Origin of the sequence: Bittarella sp. HCP28S3_D9, assembly GCF_052065655.1 — a bacterium.
GTDB classification, from domain to species: domain Bacteria; phylum Bacillota; class Clostridia; order Oscillospirales; family Ruminococcaceae; genus Bittarella; species Bittarella massiliensis.
Window position 1 is genome coordinate 20,899 of record NZ_JBQHTP010000013.1, and the last position, 17,555, is coordinate 38,453.

The window sequence follows — 17,555 nt, forward strand, 5'->3', positions numbered from 1 at the left end:
GGATTTTACCGCCAGAAGCTGCCGACGGGAGACACGCGATTTGAAGGAGTGGCCCTACACCAGGTACCACACCCAAATCCAGCACTTCACTGCCCCTTCCAGAACAGGGGCCGGCTGGATGCTGCCCCCGCGGCGCACGGCAAAGGCAAGGCCGTCTTTCCCCGCCTCCCCTACTAAGGTCAATTCCTCCCCGCAGGGGGGATCGCACTGCCAGACACCGCCGATGGGGGCCGAACGGGGGGGCAGGGGCAACCCGGCGAGCCGGAAGCCGGGCTGGCAGTCATCCAGCTCCACCTCCCCGGCCAGGGCCACAAAGTCCCCCTGACGCCGCCAGATGCAGGACTGCCCGGTCACCCGGCAGCCCTCCCCCGCAAAGGCGCAGTCGCCCCCCGCGGCCGGGGCGTAGTCCACCCCCGGCCGGGCCGGGAGGGGGACGCCGGCGGAAAACCAGGCCAGCCCCTCCACGTCCGCCCCCAGGGCGGTCGCCCGCCGCGCGCCCTCCAGCACCGGCCCCTGGGGTCCGGCGCCCCAGGTGTAGGGGTAGTGCTGCAGCTTCTGCAGCCACTGGGCGGCATCCAGGCCGGCGCAGTCCGCCGGCACCGCGAAGAGGAGGGCGCAGTCCAGGTATCCCCGCCCCGACACCACCGTAAAGGTCAGGGGGGCAGCCGCCGCGGCCTCCAGGTGGAGGAGCCCGGCGTAGAGGGTGAACTTGGCGTTGATCCGCCCCATCTCCACCTGGCAGTCCCCCGCGGCGGCAAAGAGCCGTCCCACCCCCCGGGCCACCGCCGTCACCAAATAGTCCCCCGGCTGCCAATCCAGGTCGGCCGCCGTCTCCAGGGTGTGCCCGATCCCCACCGCCGCCCCGTAGCGGCCGTGCAGGGGACTGGGCTGCTCGCTGCGCTCGGTGAGCGTCCAGCCCTCCTCCCCCTCTTCAAAGCTGGGGTTTTGCAGCAGATTGCCCGGCAGGACCCTGCCCTGAACCAGGGCCCCGGCGGCGCTTTCGGCGGCGGATGCGGCGGTGCAGGCAGCGGTGGCCGCCGATTGGGCAGCCGCTGCGTCCGTCTGGGCGGAGTTGGCGCAGAGCTGGCTCTGTTCGGCCGCCTCGGCGCAGTTCTGGGCGTCGGTGGCCGTCTGGGTCTTCGCCGTCTGGGCCGCCTGGGCGGCGGCCACCACCTCCTGCCGGTCGTCGGCGCAGAGCTGCTGGTACTGGCGGGCCTGGTTTTCGCTCTCGGCGGCGCGGGCGGCCGACTGGTTGGCAAGACTGCCCACGTTCGCCACCGCCTGCTTGGCGTTCTCGGCCTCCAGCGCCGAGAGGGAGGCCGCCTCCGCCGCCGTCTCGGCCCGGCGCTGGGCAGCGCTGACAGACTGCAAAAAGCTCTCAAACAGGCTCTCCCCCGCCTGGGCGATGGCCTCGGTCCGCGCCCCGGGCACAAAGCGCAGGGCGGTCTTGCGGGTGGCCAGCACCCGCTGCCCGTCCCGCCCCTCCAAGGAGAGGAGCACCTCATCCCGCAGCCCTTCCAAAGAGCAGTTCAGCTCCAGCACACAGCGCACCGCTCCCTCCACCCGCTCCGAGCGGGCGGCGGCCAGCTTGTGGCAGCCGGCGGCGCTCTCCAGGTTGGCGGTGAAGGAGAAGTCGTCCAGCGCCATCCCCCGGTAGGGGTCGGGCAGGGTGAATACCAGCCGGTCCACCCCCTTCTCCCCCTGGATCAGGGGCGGGGGCGTCCCCACCTCCAAGCCCTTGTCCTCCCGCACCGCAATTTGGTAGTCCATCTCGTCTCCCCTTCCCTTTCCCCTGTCTGCAACTCAGTAGAGCCGTCCCAGGGCCTCTTCACTGGTATAAGCTGTCGGTATTTTCAGGTAGTTTGCCAGGGCCCTCGTCTTCTGCGGGTCCCCGTCCACCTGGGCGTAGAGCCAGCGCACCTGTTGCTGGTAGCCAAAACTCCTGCCCCGCTCCTCCCCGCCGCTCTCCTTTCCGCGGCTGTAGCCCAGCAGGTACTGCTTGTGGCTCTCGGCGGCCAGGGAGCGAAACTTGCCGCTGGTCTCGTCAAAGGCGGCCGGCGCCTTTTGGCCGGCGCCGGAGCCCTTCTTGGCGGCGCTGGAGCCGGCACTCTTCTTGGCAGAGCCGGCCCCCCCGCTCGACGAGCGGCCGCTCTTTTTGCTGGCGGCCAGCCGGGCGGCCTCCACCTTGGCCTGGGCGCGGATGCGCTCGATTTCCAGCTTGTTTTCCTCCTTGATGCGCAGTTCCTCCTGGCGCTGGGCCTCCTTTCGCGCCCGCTCCTGGGCGGCGGCCTGCTCGGCGGCGGCCTTCTGCTCCTCTTTGAGCACCTTGTCTTTCAGCCCGTCGCGCTCCTTTTCCAGCCCGGTCACCCGGGCGTCGTAGGCCTTTTTGGCCTGCTGGCCGTACTGCTGGCGCAGGGCGCTGTCCGCCTCGCCCCGCTGCCGCTCCAGATAGGCGCGCATGGCCCGGCCGTAGCTGGTGTCCGCCCCGGCGGCCCGGGCCCGGTCGTCGGCGGTGGCCCCGTCCTGCCGGGCGGCGGTCTGCTCCTTGCCCGCCTTTCGCCGGCGGATGTAGGCGGGGTCGTCGTCCACCGCATAGGTGAACTTGGTCTCCTCCAACTGTTTGAGGACCCGCTTCAAATCCTCTTTATATCCCATCTTCCATCACCTCGACGATCCGCCCCTCCTCCACTCGCAGCCGGGTCCCGCCCAGCCGCAGCTCACCGGTGTATCCGGCCGCCTCCGCCGCGCGGGCGGCCGCCCAGTTCACCGGCCCGCCGTTTAAGGTCTGGGCCAGGGTGGGACTCAAATTCCCCGCATCTAGGTTTTGCAGGGCGTACTCCAGCTCCTTGCGCAGCCGCAGCACCGTGTTTTCCAGGGCGGCAATGCGCTCCTCCGCCCCGCCGGAGGAGAGGCGCGCCGGCGACAGGTTCACCATCCGCTCTCCCCCCCTTTGACCTCTACGGCCAGCCCCGCCACCTCGGCGTCGGGGCCGCAGCGCAGGGTGAAGAGCCCCGGCTCCCTGCCGCCCCGGGCCACAAAGCAGCGCAGCAGGGCAAACTCCCGGCTGCGGCTCTCGCCCAGGGGGCGGCCCTCCCAGGCGGCGGCCACCTCGCCCCGGCACTCCACCCGGTACTCCTCCCAGCTGCCGCCGACAAGGCCGGTCTTGACCCCGACTTCGTAGGCCTGCCGGGGGCCGGCGAGAAACTGCCAGCAGACCCCCTCGCCCCAGTCCAGGCCGTAGACCTGGCCGCCCTCACAGGAGAGCCGGTCGCAGTGCAGCTCCTCCTCCAGCTCCAGCAGACAGCCGTCCTGCCAGAGGTAGACGCTCTCCCCCGCGGCGATGAGCAGCCCCCCGCCAAAGGCCTGCAGGGCGCAGTCCTCAAACCGCCAGCCCAGGTGTCCGAGCAGGTCGCTGACCCCGCCGCCCTGGTAGAGCCAGACGCGGTTTTGGGAGAAGAAGTAGAGCCGGTCGTCAAAGGCCGTCAGGTGCCGCGGCTCCTTCACCCCCAGCCCCGCCACCTGGGTGAGGGCGAAGTTGGAGGGGCGGGTGCCGTAGAGCTCGAAGAAATCCCCCTCCCGAAAGAGCATCAGGTGGTTTTGAAAGGGGAGCAGGGCGGTGAAGGGGGCGTCCTGCAGCGTCAGAGTAAAGGCGCCGTTTTCCTTGGGGGATCCGTCGGGGTTTTGAAAGTCGTCCCAGCAGTTCTCGTTGCCCACCGAGCTGGCCAGCAGGGTCCCCCCGCGGATGCCGAAGACCCGGTTTAAAAACACCGTTGCCCAGTCGATGGCCGGGGCGTTGAAATTTCCCGCCTCCACCCGCACCCGGTCGATGTAGACCCGGTCGGGGAAGAGGAGCAGCCGGTCGCCAAAGGGGACCACCGACTTCTCCCCGGCGGCGATGGGGGCGGCCAGGTCGACGCCCTGCCAATAAAAGCGGTTTCGGGCGATCATCCACCCCTCGCCGCACTGGGTCAGGCCGGGGGCCCGGCGGGCCTCCACCTTTCCCCTGGCCCCCACCAGGTGCCCCTGGGGAGTGATCTCGCAGCGGCGGCAGCGCTGCAGGTACCCCCCGGTGGGGGCCAGGGCGCTCAGCCCCCGAAAGGGCCGCACCGCCCGCCGCTCCCCCGAGAGGGGGCGCAGATGGGGCATCCTCATCCCTCACACCTCCGACACAAAGCGCTGCCGCGACCCGCTGAGGGTCTGCATCGCCGCCCGGGTGTACTGCCCGGTCAAACTCTCCAGCAGGGCGCTGTAGTTGTTGTACCCGCCGATGTTGCCCCGCCAGAGTTCCAGCTTGGCCAGGGCGTAGTAGAGGTAGCACCCGGCGTAGCCGTCGTCCAGGGTGAGCTCGCTCTCGGGCGCAAGGGTGGGGGGTGGGCGGCGGTAGACCACCCGGGCCCTCTCCGCCCGCCGCCCCGCGGGGAGAAAGACCCCGTCGCTCGACTTGCAGGCCCGGCCGGTGCCGGGGGTCAGGGCCAGGGGGAGGCCGTCCACCTGCTGCACCATGTAGGGGCGCACCCCCGCGGGCAGCTCCACCCGCCCCTCGCCGTTTACCGGCAGCCACTCGCAGGCGATGCGCAGGGGGTCCTCGGCGCAGAAGCGGGCCTCAGCCTCCTGCAGCAGGGCGAGGATGGCGCTGTCGGGCAGGGTGGAGGGGTAGGCCTCCTTCACCCGGGCGATCATCTCCCGCGCCGTCACCGCAGCGAGCCCTCACAGCGGCCCATCAGCGCCCGGGCCGCCTGGCGCTGCCGCTCGGCGTCGCGCAGGGCCAGGGCCACGAACCGGGGCACCATCACCGGCTCCCCCCGGCGGATGATCCAGGTCTTGCCGTTGACGATCACCACCGCGTCGTCCCGGTACTCCCCCCCGTCCCGAAAGAGGGTCACCGGCACCAGTTCCCGCAGAAAATCCCGCTTTGCCATCACAGCATCTCCCCTTCCCTGGCGGCGGAGGAACAGCTCTCCACCCGCACCAAAAAGGGCTCGCTGAGGATGGCGGCGGTCTTGGTGGCCTTCCAGCCCACGGTGGCCCGCTGGTCCAAGGGGTCGGCGCTGCCGGCGCTGCCCAACTGCTTGATGATGGTCTGCAGGCCGCCGCCCTCGACCTCGGTCACCCCGTAGGCGTTGGCCCCAAAGATGAGGGTGGCGTAGACGTCGGCCCCGCCGGCCCCGGCCTCCCCGCCAAAGACGGGGGCCCCGGCCGCGGCGGTGCAGGCCCGGTCCAGGGTGAGGGCGCTGCCGCTCTGGGAGCGGACGGTGTAGCACTCCCCCCCGACGAGGATCTGGCGGCCGGTCAGGTCGTCAACCAGGCTCTCCTTGACGGTGAGGGCGGTCCCGCTGGCGCTGGCGACTTCCAGCTGCTCGCGGCCGTCCAGGGGCGGGGCCTGAAAAACCTTGGCCTCGGTGGTCTCCACAAACCGCACCCCAAAGAGGCGGCCGATCTCCCCGTCGTAGAGGTCCTTGGGGTCGTAGCTCTTGACCTGCTCCCAGAGGGGGTCGGCGGTGAGGTCGTGGGCCACGTTGGGGTGGATGATGGCGATGTAGCTGCCCTGGATGGGGGCGGCCAGGTTGTTTTTCAGGGCGGTGACCGCCCGCTTCACGTCCTCCACTGTGAGGTAGTCGTTCCCGCTCTCCGCCCCGCTCACCAGGGTGTGGCGGGCCAGCTTCTTCCCGGCGTAGAGGACGTTGTGCCCCCCGCAGATGACCTCGCGGGTGATCTGGTCCAGGGTGCGGCCGGCCTGGTCGCCCAAGATCTCCTGCGCCTCCAGCAGGTTCTGGTCGATGGCGGTCAAATCCAGCATGTCCGAGACGCTGACGTAGTCGCCGTACTGGCTCACCGTGGCCGAGAGGGTGGACCAGTCCAGCTTCTGCCCCGCCGGGGTGACCCCCTCTTCCAGGGGCTTTTTGGCCGGGGGAAAGGGGTTCAGCTTGCGAAATTCCACCGTCTTCCCCCGGTTCTGGGGGATGGGCTTTTTCTGGGCGAACTGGTCGTGCACCAGCCGCGGCTTGGCGTTGCGAATGAGTTCTTTGTCGTAGTAGATCTTCATCTGGGCCGAGAGGATCTCCTGGCCCTCCCCGGTCTGCGCCGTGGTGTTCACATGTTGCTCCATGTCGTCTTCCTCCTCGTGTCTGGGCGGCTGCCCGCCCGGTTGTCGTTCTTCCCCCCTGCGATCTAGATGGCGCTCCCCTCCCCTCCTCAGTCTCGGCAGGCGCTAGAGGCGGATGCGCCGCCCCCGCTTCACCGCCCGGCTGATCTCCTCCAGCCGCTCATCTGTAAAGGCGGCGACATCCTCCCCCAAGACCCCGGCGGGGTCGCCCTCCAGGGCCCCCTCCCGCGGGCGGGTCGGGGGCTGTATCCTCTCCAGCACTCGCTCGGCGTAGCAGGCCAGATAGCCCGCCAGGGGGGAGAGTCCCTGGGCCAGCAGGGAGACAAACTGCCGGTTGCCCGCCAGCTCCTCCAGCCCCACCCCCTCGGTGAGGGCGGGGGCCCGGCGGCAGACGGCCTCCCACTCGCCGGCAAAGGCCTCCTTGAACTCCTCCACCAGCTGGGGGCTGGGCAGTTCCAGCACCTCGTCCAGGCTGGTCACCCCCAGGTGCCGGGCCACCTCCTCCCCCCGGGCGGCCCACTGGGCCCGCTCCTGCTCCAGGGCGGCGTCCACCTCCTTGGCAAACTCCTCCTCGCTGCCAAACACCCGGTAGGGGGCGGCACTCCCCTGCAATCCCTCCTCGGCATTGCCCTCCGGGGCCGCCGTCTGGGTCACTCTCTCTTCGTCCATCTTCTCCTCCTTCTCCCCCGGCCCGCCGCACAGGGCGGGACCGGGGCTCTCTCTGTCAACGTCCGCCGGGGCGGGCTGGGGCCCAGCGCAGGGCCCGCTTTTTCAGATGCCCCACCTTCTCTCCCACGGATTCTTCCCACACCCTCCGGCGGGCCTCTCCCCCGTCTGCCGGAGGACGAGGGGCACGGGGTACACTATCCCAGGCGGGGCGCTTTTTCTTTCTCTCCAGCCTCTTTCCCCGCCTGTTGCCAGGACCTTTCCCCCCGTCCGCCAAAGGGCGGGAGGCGCTGGGCACGCTCCCTCGAATGGGGCGCTCTCTTCCCCCTATGGTCCTCTCTCCTCTGACTGCCGTCAGAGCCCCCCTCCGCCTGCCGGAGAGGGTGGGGTGCCTTCTCTCATCTGACCTTCTTCTCCGCCTGTTGCCAGGGCCTTTCCCCCCACCCGCCAAAGGACGGGAGGCGCTGGGTACACTCCCTCAGATGGGGCGCTTTCTTCCCCCTATGGTCCTCTCTCCTCCAACTGCCGTCAGAGCCCTCTCACCGCCCGCTGGGGGGCTCGGGGCACAAGGCACACTTTCTCGGGCACTATGCCTTCTCCCACCCCCCGACCTCTTCCCTCGTCCTCCGTCAAAGCCCCTCACCACCCGCCGAAGGGGCGAGGGGCAGGGAATGCGCTCTCTCGGGCGCTGCGCCTTCTCTCTTGCAGCACCCTTCCCCCGTCCGCCGCCAGGGCCTTTCACCTGCCTATCGAAGGGGGTGGGACACAGGGCACGCCTTCACGCGCACTGCGCTTTCGCCTTCTTCTCCCTGCCCCTTTTCCCATTTGTCGCAGGGTCCTCTCCCCCCGCCCGCCAAATGGCGCAGAGCGCGATCAATCCCCAACAGCTGTTTTCCGCACCGGACAAGGGCCCTTCCCCGCCTCTCTGCCCCTCTTTTAAGAAGGGGCCAAGAGACACTAGAGGGCAATTTGCTCCTCAGCTGATTCCTCCGGGGCCGGGGGCGCATCCGCCGCCCCCAGCCCATCCAGCGCCTGGAGGATGGCCTCCTTCCCCTCCAGCGCCAAAGCCCGCACACAGGCCTTGGCCCCCTCGGCCCGCCCGGCCTCAAAGGCCCCCTGTTTGTACAGGTCCAACACCAGCTGGTTGTGGGCGGCGGTGGTGAAGGGATTTTTCTTCTGGGCGGTGATTTTGATGTCCAGGTGGGGGGTCACCCGGGCCCCCTCCAGGGTCAGAAAGGCCCCGCCCACATAGAACAGCCGGGGCCCGGTGTAGAACTGGCGGATGAGCCAGACCATCTGCCCGATCACCTCCCGAAAGGCGCGGTAGCTGCCGGCGATCAGGTCGCGGGAGAGCTTGCTCCCCGCCTCCTGCAGGGCGACGATGGCCCCGTAGGCGGTCACCCCTCCGGCGACCCCGCCGGTCATAAAGTCTTTGTTGCCCAGCACATCCTTGAGCTCGGCGATCTTCTGGTCCCGGTGGGCCTGCACAAAGCCGGGCAGCGGGGCCGCCTGTAAGGGGCGCACGGCATTGTCGTCCACCGACAGGTCGCAGCCGATGAAGTTGCGGGAGAGGTCGGCCAGCGCCCCCTCGTCCACCCCGGCCCCGTTTTTTACCAGGAACCGCTGCCGCCCGGCAATCAGGGCGTTCTCCTCGATGAGGTAGTCCAGCCGGTCGATGTAACTCTGGGTGGAGCGGCCGATCTCGGCCATCCCCATCCCCAGGGGGGTGCCCGCTCGGGGGATGAAGGGGTCGAGCACAAAGGGGTACTGCCCGTGGTCGTAGAGCCCCCGCCCCCGGTAGGCGGGCTCGTCCTCCGAGCAGTAGAGCAGCCGCTCCCCCGAGAACTTGGCCAACTGCACCGCTGTCTTTCCCCCCGGCAGGGGGCGCTTGTAGTAGCAGTCCACCAGGACCACCTTCCCCTCCAGCTCCCGCTGGCCCTTGCCGGCGAAGTAGTCCCGGCAGGTGAGGGCGGACTGGGGCCACTCCCCCCCGTAGCGGCGCTGCGCCTCCTCCCGGGGCAGCAGCGAGAGGCAAAAGAGATAGGGCGAGTCCTGGATGCTGGCCGCCCCCGGGGCGAAATAGAGCCGCATCAACTCGATGTTTTTCACCTGGATCTCCTCGCGCTCGGGATCCCAAAACACCCCGTAGCAGCCGGTGCCCTGCTTGAGCTTGTACCACCACAGGTCGCTGTACACCCCCTCAAACCCCAGCTTGTCCAGCAGCACCGGCACCACCTGGCCCAGCAGTTCAGCGCCCTCCCTGTCCTCCGGCCGCCGGGGCAGAAAGAGGGGCACCGGGTAGTTGTCCATGGCGTCGGCGTGCTTGTTCCAGATGGCGTTGAGGAGGAAGGGGGTCTTGGGCTCCCGCCCGCTGAGCTGCCCCCTCTTGATGTACTTCCAGTGGTTGCCGCAAAAGTAGTCCTCGTTGACCAATACCTCCCGGTGAAACCCCTCCAGGCCGTCCCGGTACCGGCGCAGCGCCCTGCGCATCTCCTGCAATCTCTCCAATTTCTCCGTTCCTCTCCTCTTTCTCGGCCCACCCGGTACCCGGAGGGACGTTTTCATCCGTCAGCGCCAGCCGCCCTCGTCGCGGGAACGGGTGGGGATCTCGGCACCGGCAGAGGGCCGCCTCCTCCGCTGTCAGGCGTCAGCCCCGCCCCAGTGATTGCGGCAGGACCGACGCACCCCGCCGGCAAAACTTCCCCCCATCGAGACAACCTCTCGTCCGCCAGCCGGCCCAGAACCACCCTTTGCAGGTCCGCCTTTCCCTACCAAGCTGGGCGGTCCGCCCGGCAAAAGGGACCTCCGACAAGGTACATCCTCATCACAGAGCCGTTTCCCCACCGCGGCGACCTTCCCCTCTCCACAAGGGCATCGCGCACCTGATATCAGCACCCGCAGAGAGCGCCTCCCGCGCCGGGAAGGGCCGCTCTGTAAATGTTCTCTCTCAGCGGAGGGGCCGAGAAAATCGCCCCCCCACCCAACCCGGCGGCAGACAGGACCTATCCAATATTGAAAGACAGCATCCACTCTGTCCTCTCTCGCAAAAAGGGGTGTTCAGGGCCGCTGACAGCGAAGACAGCTCACCTCCACCATTCGGCCCGCCGCACACACAGCCCACTGAAAAAAACTCGCCTCTCCGCAGGAGAAAAGGCAGCTGTTGACCCCCCAAAGGCAGACAGCCCACCATCCCCTTTTCCCCGCAGCGCCGGCAAAGAGACGCGGTCAATGCCCTCCCACACCGCGCTGCTCCCACCGCGGCCGACACTACCCCGGCCAGATCGGCGTCCCGCCGATCATCATCGCGTCGTAGGGGCTGTTTCCCCGCAGCGGCGCGGGGTCGATCTCCAGCGGGCCGCCCCCCGGCAGATTGGGAGCAGCGGGGGGCGGCGGGGTGTAGAGGGGGTTTGCCATGCAGACATACCGCGCCTCGTCGTAGACGTGGTCCTCCTGGTCGCTGTCCACGTCCTCCGGCCGCAGGGGGTCGTAGCAGAGGGCGGGCAGGGTGCGGATAAAGGCCCGACAGCAGGAGAAGACATAGAGCCCCGCCAGCCCCTGCTCGTCGAAGCGGAGCCGGGCGTGCAGCTGCATCTTCCCCGGCAGGCGGCGGTTGTCCCCCTTTTCAAAGTAGAGACCCTCCCTGGCAAAGAGGGCGGCCACGCACCCGTCCTCCCCCCGGCTCTCGTCGAAGATGCTGGGGTCGGCCACCCCCACCATCCGCCGCCCCGCCAGGTTTTCCCGCTCAAAGGCCGCCACCTGCCGGGCCACCGTCCGCGGGTCCATCCGCAACCCCCGGTCCGCCTCCCCCGGGCGGCAGCCGTAGATCTCAAAGAAGCGGTAGAGCACCCCGTCGGGGGACTTGGCCCAGTACCCCACCGAAAAGGGGCGGGTGTACCCCCAGTCAAACCCCCGGTAAATCGGCCAGTCCGCCGGCAGGTCGAAGGGGTCGATGACGTGGCTGAACCGCCGGCTGCGGTACCCCGCTGCGTCGTCCCGAAACTCCTCGAACACCTGGCCCTCAAAGGCGTTCCAGTCCCCCAGCAGGAGGGCCCGCCGCAAAGCCGGGGGCTTTTGCTCCAGCTCCTCCCGGTATCCGGCGGCCAGGTGGGGGTTGTCCGCCACGGTGGCGGGGATGTACTGGCGGGTCTGTCCCGCCTGCCCTCGCCCCTCCTTTCCGCCAAAGGCCCGCACCTCGCCCGGGGACATGGGGTCGATGAACCGGGCCCGCACCTAGGCGTGCCCAACTCCGCCGGGGTTGGCGGTGCACCGCACCCGGGGGGAGACCCCCAAGCTGGCCTTGGCCCGCAGCCGGGTCTTCAGGTAGTTGTACTCCCCCTCGGTGAAGTGGGTCAGCTCGTCGATGTAGAGGCGGTTGATCTCCGCCCCCTGGTAGCGGTAGCAGTCGGCCATGCTCCGGCAGTGGCGAAAGTGGAGCACCGAGCCGTTTGGCAGCTCCAGGTCGTGGGTGGTCTGCCGCAGGTTGCCCATCCCCGGCGGCAGGGACTCCATCACCTCCCGCAGCAGGGTGTCCCGCAGCTCCGGGTAGGTGCGCCGAAAGAGGTAGCTGTGCACCCCCGGGTGCTCCAGGGCGTCCACCAGGGCCTCCATGGCGATGGCCTTGGTCTTTCCCCCGCCCGCCGCGCCGCCGTAGAGCACCTCAAAGGCAGCCGAGCGGTGAAAGGCGGCCTGCTTGGGGGTGGGGCGGTAGTCCAACGTCAGCTGCATTTCCCCTCCTTCGGCCGGGGCACCTGGTGGACCACCTCCACCCCGCCCGGCCGTCCCCCGCCGCCGAAGAGGTCGGGCAACAAAGCCCCCAGCAGAAAGGTCGTCATCTTCTCGCTGGGGGGCAGGTACCGCCGCTGCCGGACAAGCTCCACCCGCTCCCGCTCAAAGGCCTTCTTGCCCCCCTCGTACTCCACCTCTTTCAGGGTCACCGGGCGCTCCTCCTCCACCCAGCGGCCGGTGGCCTGCTCCATCGCCGCCTGAAAGAGCCGCCCCTCGGCAGTGCGGCGGTTCTGCCGCAGGGCCTCTCCCAGGGCGGCGTCCCCTCTCGCTCGGGACCGCAGGGCCTTCTCCCCCACCCCCAGGGCACGGGCGATCTCCCCCAGCGTCGCCCCCCGACTGGCCATCCCCCAGACTGCCCGCAGGTCCATCCCCTGTCCTTCTGGCGCGTTCTCCACTGCGTCCCCTCCTCTGTCCACTGCAAAACAAAACCCATTCGATTTATTGCCGATCCGCAACTTCCAAAAGGCGTCTTTCCCCGGGCGAAAAAGGGTCTCTTCCCCTCTTCTCCAAAAGACGGCGAGGGCTTTTCAAGGTCCGTCCGGCGCCCCGCAAAACCCGCTGTCCGGCCGCCCAGACCGCTCCTCCATCTGTCTGCCCCAATGCGCCTTCTCTCTGGTAGGCAACAGCGATCCACTCCAAGAAAAGGGGCCGATTTGTTCGCGATCCCCCAAGAGAAGCGCACGACCCGCAGAAAAAGCTATTTCCCCCGCAGGGCAACCGCACCAGCCTGTTCCACTGCACCTTCTTTCCGGTGGGCAGCGGCATCTCGCTCTGAAAAAGGGATCCGCTTATCCGCGATTTCCCCGGGCAAAGCGCACCACCCGCAGAAAAACTGCCCTCTCCCTTTCTCGAGTAGCTGTGTCGACCCCTTCCGCCGGGACTTTCCCGCCGCTGCCATATCTCCCTGCCGCGCCGTTCAGAGATTATATCCACCACAAAACGGGCGGCCTTTCCCAGCCGTGTCCCAATCGCCGCGCGCCCCTGCAAAACCGGCCGCCTTCTTTTAAAGAGAGCCGCAGTCTCTCCGCACCGAACGGCTCGGCAGGCCCTTTTAAAATAGCCTGTACCTCGCCCCTCAAAAGCCAAATAGACGGATAAGGCGCAAAGGTGCGCTCCCTCCCCCTCTGCGTTCCCTCCTCCATCTCCTCGACGGAAAGCGCATAGTCATCGCCCGCCCACACCTATACTCTCTGCCGCCTTGGAGTGGCAATATCGGCCATCCCAACCGCAAGGGCCTCTCATTTTTGCAAAAAGGGAGGATGCCCCTGTGTTGAAAAAATGCTTTTTCCCCGCCCCCACACCAATCCCCCGCCCGCCAATCCCCCAACAAAAAAGCCCGCAAAAACCGACCTCTCGCCCCTCCCCCCAGAGTCACCCTCTGAAAACCGCACCGTCGCCCCTTTCGCACCCAGCTCGCAACTCTCCACCTTCACAAAAGGGGGGCGCCTTCACCTGCCCCACCACCCCGCCGCAGCATCTCCATCCCCGCAACAAAAACCAAAAGTTTAATTCTTTTAAGCAACTATATTATCCCATTATCGTTTCTTAAAGTCAACGATTCGGAGAGCATTGGACGCCCTGCACCGCTTTCTCCCCCTGTAAACCCGTCCCCCTTCCCACTTCGTTTCGCTTTTCTGCAAAAACATGCGAAAAATCGTTGCATATTTGCAAAAAATCTGCTACACTGTGGGTATCCTGGGGGAATTGAAAAAAGCGTTCCCCTCATTCCCGGCGGGCTTTGTTCCCGCCCTTGGAGGAGTGTCCTATGACCATCAACGAAAAAATCAAAAACCGGCGTCTGGAACTCGGCCTCTCCCTCGAGGATGTGGCCCAGAAACTGGGCGTCGCCAAGAGCACCGTCTACCGCTATGAGACCGAGGAGATCAAGAACATGGGCGCCGACAAGATCGCCGCCCTGGCGCGGGTCCTGCAGCTCTCCCCCGGCTATCTCATGGGGTGGGAGGGCAAAGACAGCAACCTCTACTACCACTTCAAATCCATGACCGAAGATTTGGACCTGTCCGAGGACGACATCGACTTTCTCGTCACCATGGCCCAGAAGATCGCCCGCAAAAAGGGCGAGGGTGGCGGCGATGCCGGGGCCTGAGGCGATTCGCGGCCGCCAGAGCCTCTACCGCCGGGTGGACGAGATCCGCAGCCAACTCCCCGCCGGGGACCTGCTCTACACCGCCCAAACCCTCATCCCCGTCTACTTTCACCCCTTTGACGGGCGCTGTCTGGGCGCCATGATCATGGGGGAGGACTGCATCCTCGTCAACTCCTCCTACCCCCGCACCGCCCAGCGGTTCTCTCTGGCCCACGAAATGATCCACCTCTTCCTGCACATCCGCCCGCACGCCCCCCGCAGCCGGTGGGACGAGTGGCAGGCCAACGAGGGGGCGGCCCAGCTGCTGGTCCCCTACCAGAGCTTTCTGCCCGAGGTGGCCCGCCGCCGCATCCTCTACACCCAGGACCGCCCTGGAGCGGCTGCTGGCAAAGCGCTACGGGGTCAGCCCCACGGTGATCCGCAACCGCTTTTCCGACCTGCGCGCCCCGCTGGAAAGCCATCTGGCCGGCTGCCCGCTGGAACAGGTGTTTGCCCCCTGTGGCAGGGCGCTGCGGCCCGCCAGCGGCAATATCGACGTCTACCGCTGACCCCCCTTTAAAAGAGGGCCCGCCCCGCCAGCGGCGCAGCCAATCGCCCCGACAACACCCACCGCCAGTGCCGGCCCGCACACCGGCCCCAGAGGGGAGGAGACCGTCCCGTGACACCGTCCATCGACCGCGCCGAAGCGGCGGCCTTTTCCGGCTACCGGCCGGAGAAGTTCCCCTTCCCCTACACCCCCGACAGCCCGGCCTACCGCGCCCTGCGGGAGGGCCTCTACCGCGCCGTGACCACCGCCTGTCAAAAGGGCCGGCGCACCTTCCTCTGCGGGATGGCTGTGGGCTTTGACACCCTGGCGGGGCTGCAGGTCCTCAAGGCGCGGGGGGCGGGGTATGGGGCGCAGCTGGTCTGCGCCGTCCCCTATGCCGGGGTGGCCGACCACTGGCCCCGGCCGGACCGGTACGCCTTTGACCACCTCTGCCGGGAGGCAAGCGCGGTCATCACCCTCTCCCCCCGCTACTTCACCGGCTGTTTTCACGCCCGCAACCGCTGGCTAGTCGACCACGCCGGGCTGCTCATCTGCTACCACTGCGGGGTGCCCGGCGGCACCGCCTACACCGTCCGCTACGCCAATAGCAAGGGCGTCCCCATCCAAAACCTGGCCGAAGAGGGGCCGGAGCAGCTGCACTTTTAGCACCGGACCCGGGCATCGGCAAAAAAGGAGCGATTGCGGATGCACCCGTCCTTTGTTGGGCCGCAAACGGCAACAACCGCGCTGCCTCCCCAGATGGCGCTGCCCCCCTCACCGGGCTGGCTCTGCCCCGCCTGTAAAAGGGGCAAAAGGGCAGGGGCGCCAATCGGATTTCCGATGTAGCCTTCTTCGGCGCGCGGCGCCGGTGTCGACCGGGCATTTTTCCGCTGTCCTTTCCCCCTTTTGTAAGCTCCTCTCTCATCAAATGCGCCCCGATCCCCGTGCCCCTCCCTCCGCCAAAGTCGAGTTGGGCGCAGGGGGCTTTGGCATCTCCGCCAGTTGTGCGGACAGTCACAGAAAAGCCCAAGCTCCCCCTGCCCTTCTAGCACTCCGCGGGCCAACCGGACCAACACCTTCGCTGTTTTCGTCTGCAAAGACACCATTTCACCCCTTTGTAGACGCGTGTCCCCCCCTTTCCCCTGTGGAGAGCAGCGGCGATGTGGGCACAGCCGCGGGAGGGGGGCAACACAGGTCATTCCCGCGCAGCCGGTGCAAAGGCGGACCGGTGGTCGCTCCCCCCATCGCAGAGGGACCGTTCTCCCGCCCGAGACAGCGTTCTGTCCATTTTCGCTCTGCCGGGTCGGGCGAAAACCTGTTTCTCCCGCAGTCCGCAGCGGAGAGACTCCCCATCTGGCTGGCTGGTCCTCCTCTTCCCCAACCGTCGGACCGCTCAAAAGACGTTCTGTCCGTCTAACCCCTCCTGCCCCGCAAAAGAGAGGGCCCTTCCCACTGGGAAGGGCCCTCTCTTTTTTTGTTTTCTCCCTCTACTCCAGCTCAAACTGGCCGGTGTAGAGCTGATAGTACTTGCCCTTTTGGGCCAACAGCTCGTCGTGGCTGCCCCGCTCGATGATCTCGCCGTGCTCCAGCACCATGATGCAGTTGGAGTTGCGGACGGTGGAGAGCCGGTGGGCGATGACAAAGACGGTGCGCCCCTGCATCAACCGGTCCATCCCCTTTTCGATCAGGGCCTCGGTGCGGGTGTCGATGGAGGAAGTGGCCTCGTCGAGGATCAGCACCGGCGGGTTGGCCACCGCCGCCCGGGCGATGGCCAGCAGCTGCCGCTGCCCCTGGGAGAGGTTGGCCCCGTCGGAGTGGAGCATGGTGTCGTACCCCTGGGGCAGGTGGCGGATGAAGCCGTCGGCGTTGGCCAGCTTGGCCGCCTCCTCCACCTGCTCGTCGCTGGCGTGGAGGTTGCCGTAGCGGATGTTCTCCCGCACCGTGCCGGTGAACAAGTGGGTGTCCTGCAGCACCATGGCCAGGCTGCGGCGGAGGTCGGCCTTCTTGATTTTGCCGATGTTGATGCCGTCGTAGCGGATCTTGCCGTCGGGCACGTCGTAAAAGCGGTTGATGAGGTTGGTGATGGTGGTCTTGCCCGCGCCGGTGGAGCCCACAAAGGCGAGCTTTTGCCCGGGATTGGCGTAGAGGCTCACGTGGTTGAGAACGGTCTTTTTCTCGTCGTAGCCAAAGGTCACGTCGTCAAACTGCACGTCCCCCCGCAGCCAGGTGTAGGTCAGGGTGCCGTCGCCGTGGGGGTGCTTCCAGGCCCATTTGCCGGTGTGGTGGTCGCACTCCACGATCTCGCCGTTCGGCCCCTCCTCGGCAAAGACCAGCTGCACATAGCCGTCGTCGGCCTCGGGCTCCTCGTCGATGACCTCGAAGATCCGCTCGGCCCCGGCCAGGGCGGCGAGGATGACGTTGAACTGCTGGGAAATCATGGTGATGGGGTGGGAGAAGGAGCGGGTGTACTGCAGGAAAGAGGCCACCGACCCCAGGTCCATCCCCCCGGTGATCACCAGGAACGCGCCCACCGCGGCGGTCATGGCGTAGTTGACGTAGGAGAGGTTGCCCATGATGGGCATCAGGATGTTGGCAAAGGTGTTGGCGTTGGTGGCCGCCTGGCGGAGGTTCTCGTTGCGGCGGGCAAACTCGTCCTTGACCTCCTCCTCGTGGCAGAAGACCTTGACCACCTTCTGGCCCTCGATCATCTCCTCGATGTAGCCGTTGACGCTTCCCAGCTCCTTTTGCTGCAGCTTGTAGAAGTGGGCGCTGCGCTTGGTGACGAACCTGATAACCAGAAACATCACCACCAGCATGGCCACGATCAGCAGCGTCAGCAGGGGGCTGAGCACCAGCATCATGGTGAAGGTGCCCACCACCGTCACCGTGGAGGTGATGAGCTGGGTGACCCCCATGGTGAGGGCCTCCCGCAGGGTGTCCACGTCGTTGGTGAAGCGGCTCATGGTCTCGCCGTGGGTGCGGGTGTCAAAGTAGCGGATGGGCAGGTCCTGCAGGTGCTCGAACAGGTCTCTGCGGATCTCGTTGAGGGTGCCGGTGGAGACCAGCATCATCATCCGGTTGGTGGCAAAGGTGCAGGCCGCCCCGCAGAGGTAGACCACCCCCATGGTGCACAGCAGCCGGATCAGAGGGCCGAAGTTGGGGTTGGCCGCCCCGATGAGGGGGATGATCCCCTCGTTGATGACCGGCTTGAGCAGGTAGTTGCCCACCACCCCGGCCCCCGAGCTGACGGCCACGGTGAAGAGCACCAACAGCAGCATCCACTTGCGGTGGAGCATATAGCCGAAGATGCGGCCCAGGGTCTTTTTGGCGTCTTTGGGTTTTTGAAAATTGGTGCGCGGTCTTGGCAT

Annotated in this window: 16 protein-coding genes; 3 read left to right on the forward strand and 13 right to left on the reverse strand. The window is 67.3% G+C overall.

The window, feature by feature from the left end; all coding sequences use genetic code 11:
- Nucleotides 1-54: 54 nt before the first annotated feature.
- The 12 genes from ACTNAU_RS08190 to ACTNAU_RS08245 all read right to left on the reverse strand — a co-directional run bounded on the left by ACTNAU_RS08190 (nt 55) and on the right by ACTNAU_RS08245 (nt 11,949).
- On the reverse strand, nt 55-1,770 hold the full coding sequence (locus ACTNAU_RS08190) for a hypothetical protein (RefSeq protein WP_441098115.1): 1,716 nt from the start codon (nt 1,768-1,770) through the stop codon (nt 55-57).
- A gap of 33 nt (nt 1,771-1,803) precedes the next feature.
- Nucleotides 1,804-2,655, reverse strand: coding sequence for a hypothetical protein (locus ACTNAU_RS08195; RefSeq protein WP_441098116.1), 852 nt, complete (start codon nt 2,653-2,655; stop codon nt 1,804-1,806).
- The gene (locus ACTNAU_RS08200; RefSeq protein ID WP_441098117.1) at nt 2,645-2,935 is read right to left on the reverse strand and encodes a hypothetical protein; all 291 of its coding nucleotides are present in this window, start codon (nt 2,933-2,935) and stop codon (nt 2,645-2,647) included. Before ACTNAU_RS08200 ends, ACTNAU_RS08195 begins: the two co-directional genes overlap by 11 nt.
- Complete coding sequence (locus tag ACTNAU_RS08205) at nt 2,929-4,152, reverse strand: hypothetical protein (RefSeq protein ID WP_441098118.1); 1,224 nt, start codon at nt 4,150-4,152, stop codon at nt 2,929-2,931. The genes ACTNAU_RS08200 and ACTNAU_RS08205 overlap by 7 nt, the downstream gene beginning before the upstream one ends.
- Nucleotides 4,153-4,155: 3 nt before the next feature.
- The gene (locus tag ACTNAU_RS08210) at nt 4,156-4,695 is read right to left on the reverse strand and encodes a phage adaptor protein (RefSeq protein WP_441098119.1); all 540 of its coding nucleotides are present in this window, start codon (nt 4,693-4,695) and stop codon (nt 4,156-4,158) included.
- The gene (locus ACTNAU_RS08215; protein WP_021660552.1) at nt 4,692-4,919 is read right to left on the reverse strand and encodes a hypothetical protein; all 228 of its coding nucleotides are present in this window, start codon (nt 4,917-4,919) and stop codon (nt 4,692-4,694) included. The genes ACTNAU_RS08210 and ACTNAU_RS08215 overlap by 4 nt, the downstream gene beginning before the upstream one ends.
- Nucleotides 4,919-6,106, reverse strand: a complete 1,188-nt coding sequence (locus tag ACTNAU_RS08220) for a N4-gp56 family major capsid protein (protein WP_441098120.1) — start codon at nt 6,104-6,106, stop codon at nt 4,919-4,921. The genes ACTNAU_RS08215 and ACTNAU_RS08220 overlap by 1 nt, the downstream gene beginning before the upstream one ends.
- Nucleotides 6,107-6,208: 102 nt before the next feature.
- Entirely contained in the window at nt 6,209-6,772 is a 564-nt protein-coding gene (locus ACTNAU_RS08225) for a hypothetical protein (RefSeq protein WP_441098121.1), read from the reverse strand.
- Nucleotides 6,773-7,726: 954 nt separating this feature from the next.
- Nucleotides 7,727-9,277, reverse strand: coding sequence for a hypothetical protein (locus ACTNAU_RS08230; RefSeq protein ID WP_441098122.1), 1,551 nt, complete (start codon nt 9,275-9,277; stop codon nt 7,727-7,729).
- Nucleotides 9,278-10,036: 759 nt separating this feature from the next.
- On the reverse strand, nt 10,037-10,999 hold the full coding sequence (locus ACTNAU_RS08235) for a hypothetical protein (RefSeq protein ID WP_441098123.1): 963 nt from the start codon (nt 10,997-10,999) through the stop codon (nt 10,037-10,039).
- On the reverse strand, nt 11,000-11,494 hold the full coding sequence (locus ACTNAU_RS08240; RefSeq protein ID WP_441098124.1) for a phage terminase large subunit: 495 nt from the start codon (nt 11,492-11,494) through the stop codon (nt 11,000-11,002).
- Complete coding sequence (locus ACTNAU_RS08245; protein ID WP_441098125.1) at nt 11,485-11,949, reverse strand: hypothetical protein; 465 nt, start codon at nt 11,947-11,949, stop codon at nt 11,485-11,487. The genes ACTNAU_RS08240 and ACTNAU_RS08245 overlap by 10 nt, the downstream gene beginning before the upstream one ends.
- Before the next feature lie 1,370 nt (nt 11,950-13,319).
- Here ACTNAU_RS08245 and ACTNAU_RS08250 point away from each other — a divergent pair.
- From ACTNAU_RS08250 to ACTNAU_RS08260, 3 genes are all read left to right on the forward strand, one after another.
- The gene (locus ACTNAU_RS08250; RefSeq protein ID WP_021660563.1) at nt 13,320-13,661 is read left to right on the forward strand and encodes a helix-turn-helix domain-containing protein; all 342 of its coding nucleotides are present in this window, start codon (nt 13,320-13,322) and stop codon (nt 13,659-13,661) included.
- The gene (locus tag ACTNAU_RS08255; RefSeq protein ID WP_441098126.1) at nt 13,648-14,220 is read left to right on the forward strand and encodes an ImmA/IrrE family metallo-endopeptidase; all 573 of its coding nucleotides are present in this window, start codon (nt 13,648-13,650) and stop codon (nt 14,218-14,220) included. The genes ACTNAU_RS08250 and ACTNAU_RS08255 overlap by 14 nt, the downstream gene beginning before the upstream one ends.
- 99 nt (nt 14,221-14,319) lie before the next feature.
- Nucleotides 14,320-14,853, forward strand: coding sequence for an SLOG family protein (locus ACTNAU_RS08260; protein WP_441098127.1), 534 nt, complete (start codon nt 14,320-14,322; stop codon nt 14,851-14,853).
- A gap of 821 nt (nt 14,854-15,674) precedes the next feature.
- Here the strand turns inward: ACTNAU_RS08260 and ACTNAU_RS08265 are convergent.
- On the reverse strand, nt 15,675-17,555 hold the full coding sequence (locus ACTNAU_RS08265) for an ABC transporter ATP-binding protein (RefSeq protein WP_441098128.1): 1,881 nt from the start codon (nt 17,553-17,555) through the stop codon (nt 15,675-15,677).

Coding starts and splice junctions, on each gene's coding strand:
- ACTNAU_RS08240 (WP_441098124.1), bottom strand. CDS start 11,494: ATGCAGCTGACGTTGGACTACCGCCCCACCCCCAAGCAGGCCGCCTTT.
- ACTNAU_RS08250 (WP_021660563.1), top strand. CDS start 13,320: ATGACCATCAACGAAAAAATCAAAAACCGGCGTCTGGAACTCGGCCTC.
- ACTNAU_RS08255 (WP_441098126.1), top strand. CDS start 13,648: ATGCCGGGGCCTGAGGCGATTCGCGGCCGCCAGAGCCTCTACCGCCGG.
- ACTNAU_RS08200 (WP_441098117.1), bottom strand. CDS start 2,935: ATGGTGAACCTGTCGCCGGCGCGCCTCTCCTCCGGCGGGGCGGAGGAG.
- ACTNAU_RS08205 (WP_441098118.1), bottom strand. CDS start 4,152: ATGAGGATGCCCCATCTGCGCCCCCTCTCGGGGGAGCGGCGGGCGGTG.
- ACTNAU_RS08215 (WP_021660552.1), bottom strand. CDS start 4,919: ATGGCAAAGCGGGATTTTCTGCGGGAACTGGTGCCGGTGACCCTCTTT.
- ACTNAU_RS08195 (WP_441098116.1), bottom strand. CDS start 2,655: ATGGGATATAAAGAGGATTTGAAGCGGGTCCTCAAACAGTTGGAGGAG.
- ACTNAU_RS08220 (WP_441098120.1), bottom strand. CDS start 6,106: ATGGAGCAACATGTGAACACCACGGCGCAGACCGGGGAGGGCCAGGAG.
- ACTNAU_RS08190 (WP_441098115.1), bottom strand. CDS start 1,770: ATGGACTACCAAATTGCGGTGCGGGAGGACAAGGGCTTGGAGGTGGGG.
- ACTNAU_RS08265 (WP_441098128.1), bottom strand. CDS start 17,555: ATGCCAAGACCGCGCACCAATTTTCAAAAACCCAAAGACGCCAAAAAG.
- ACTNAU_RS08225 (WP_441098121.1), bottom strand. CDS start 6,772: ATGGACGAAGAGAGAGTGACCCAGACGGCGGCCCCGGAGGGCAATGCC.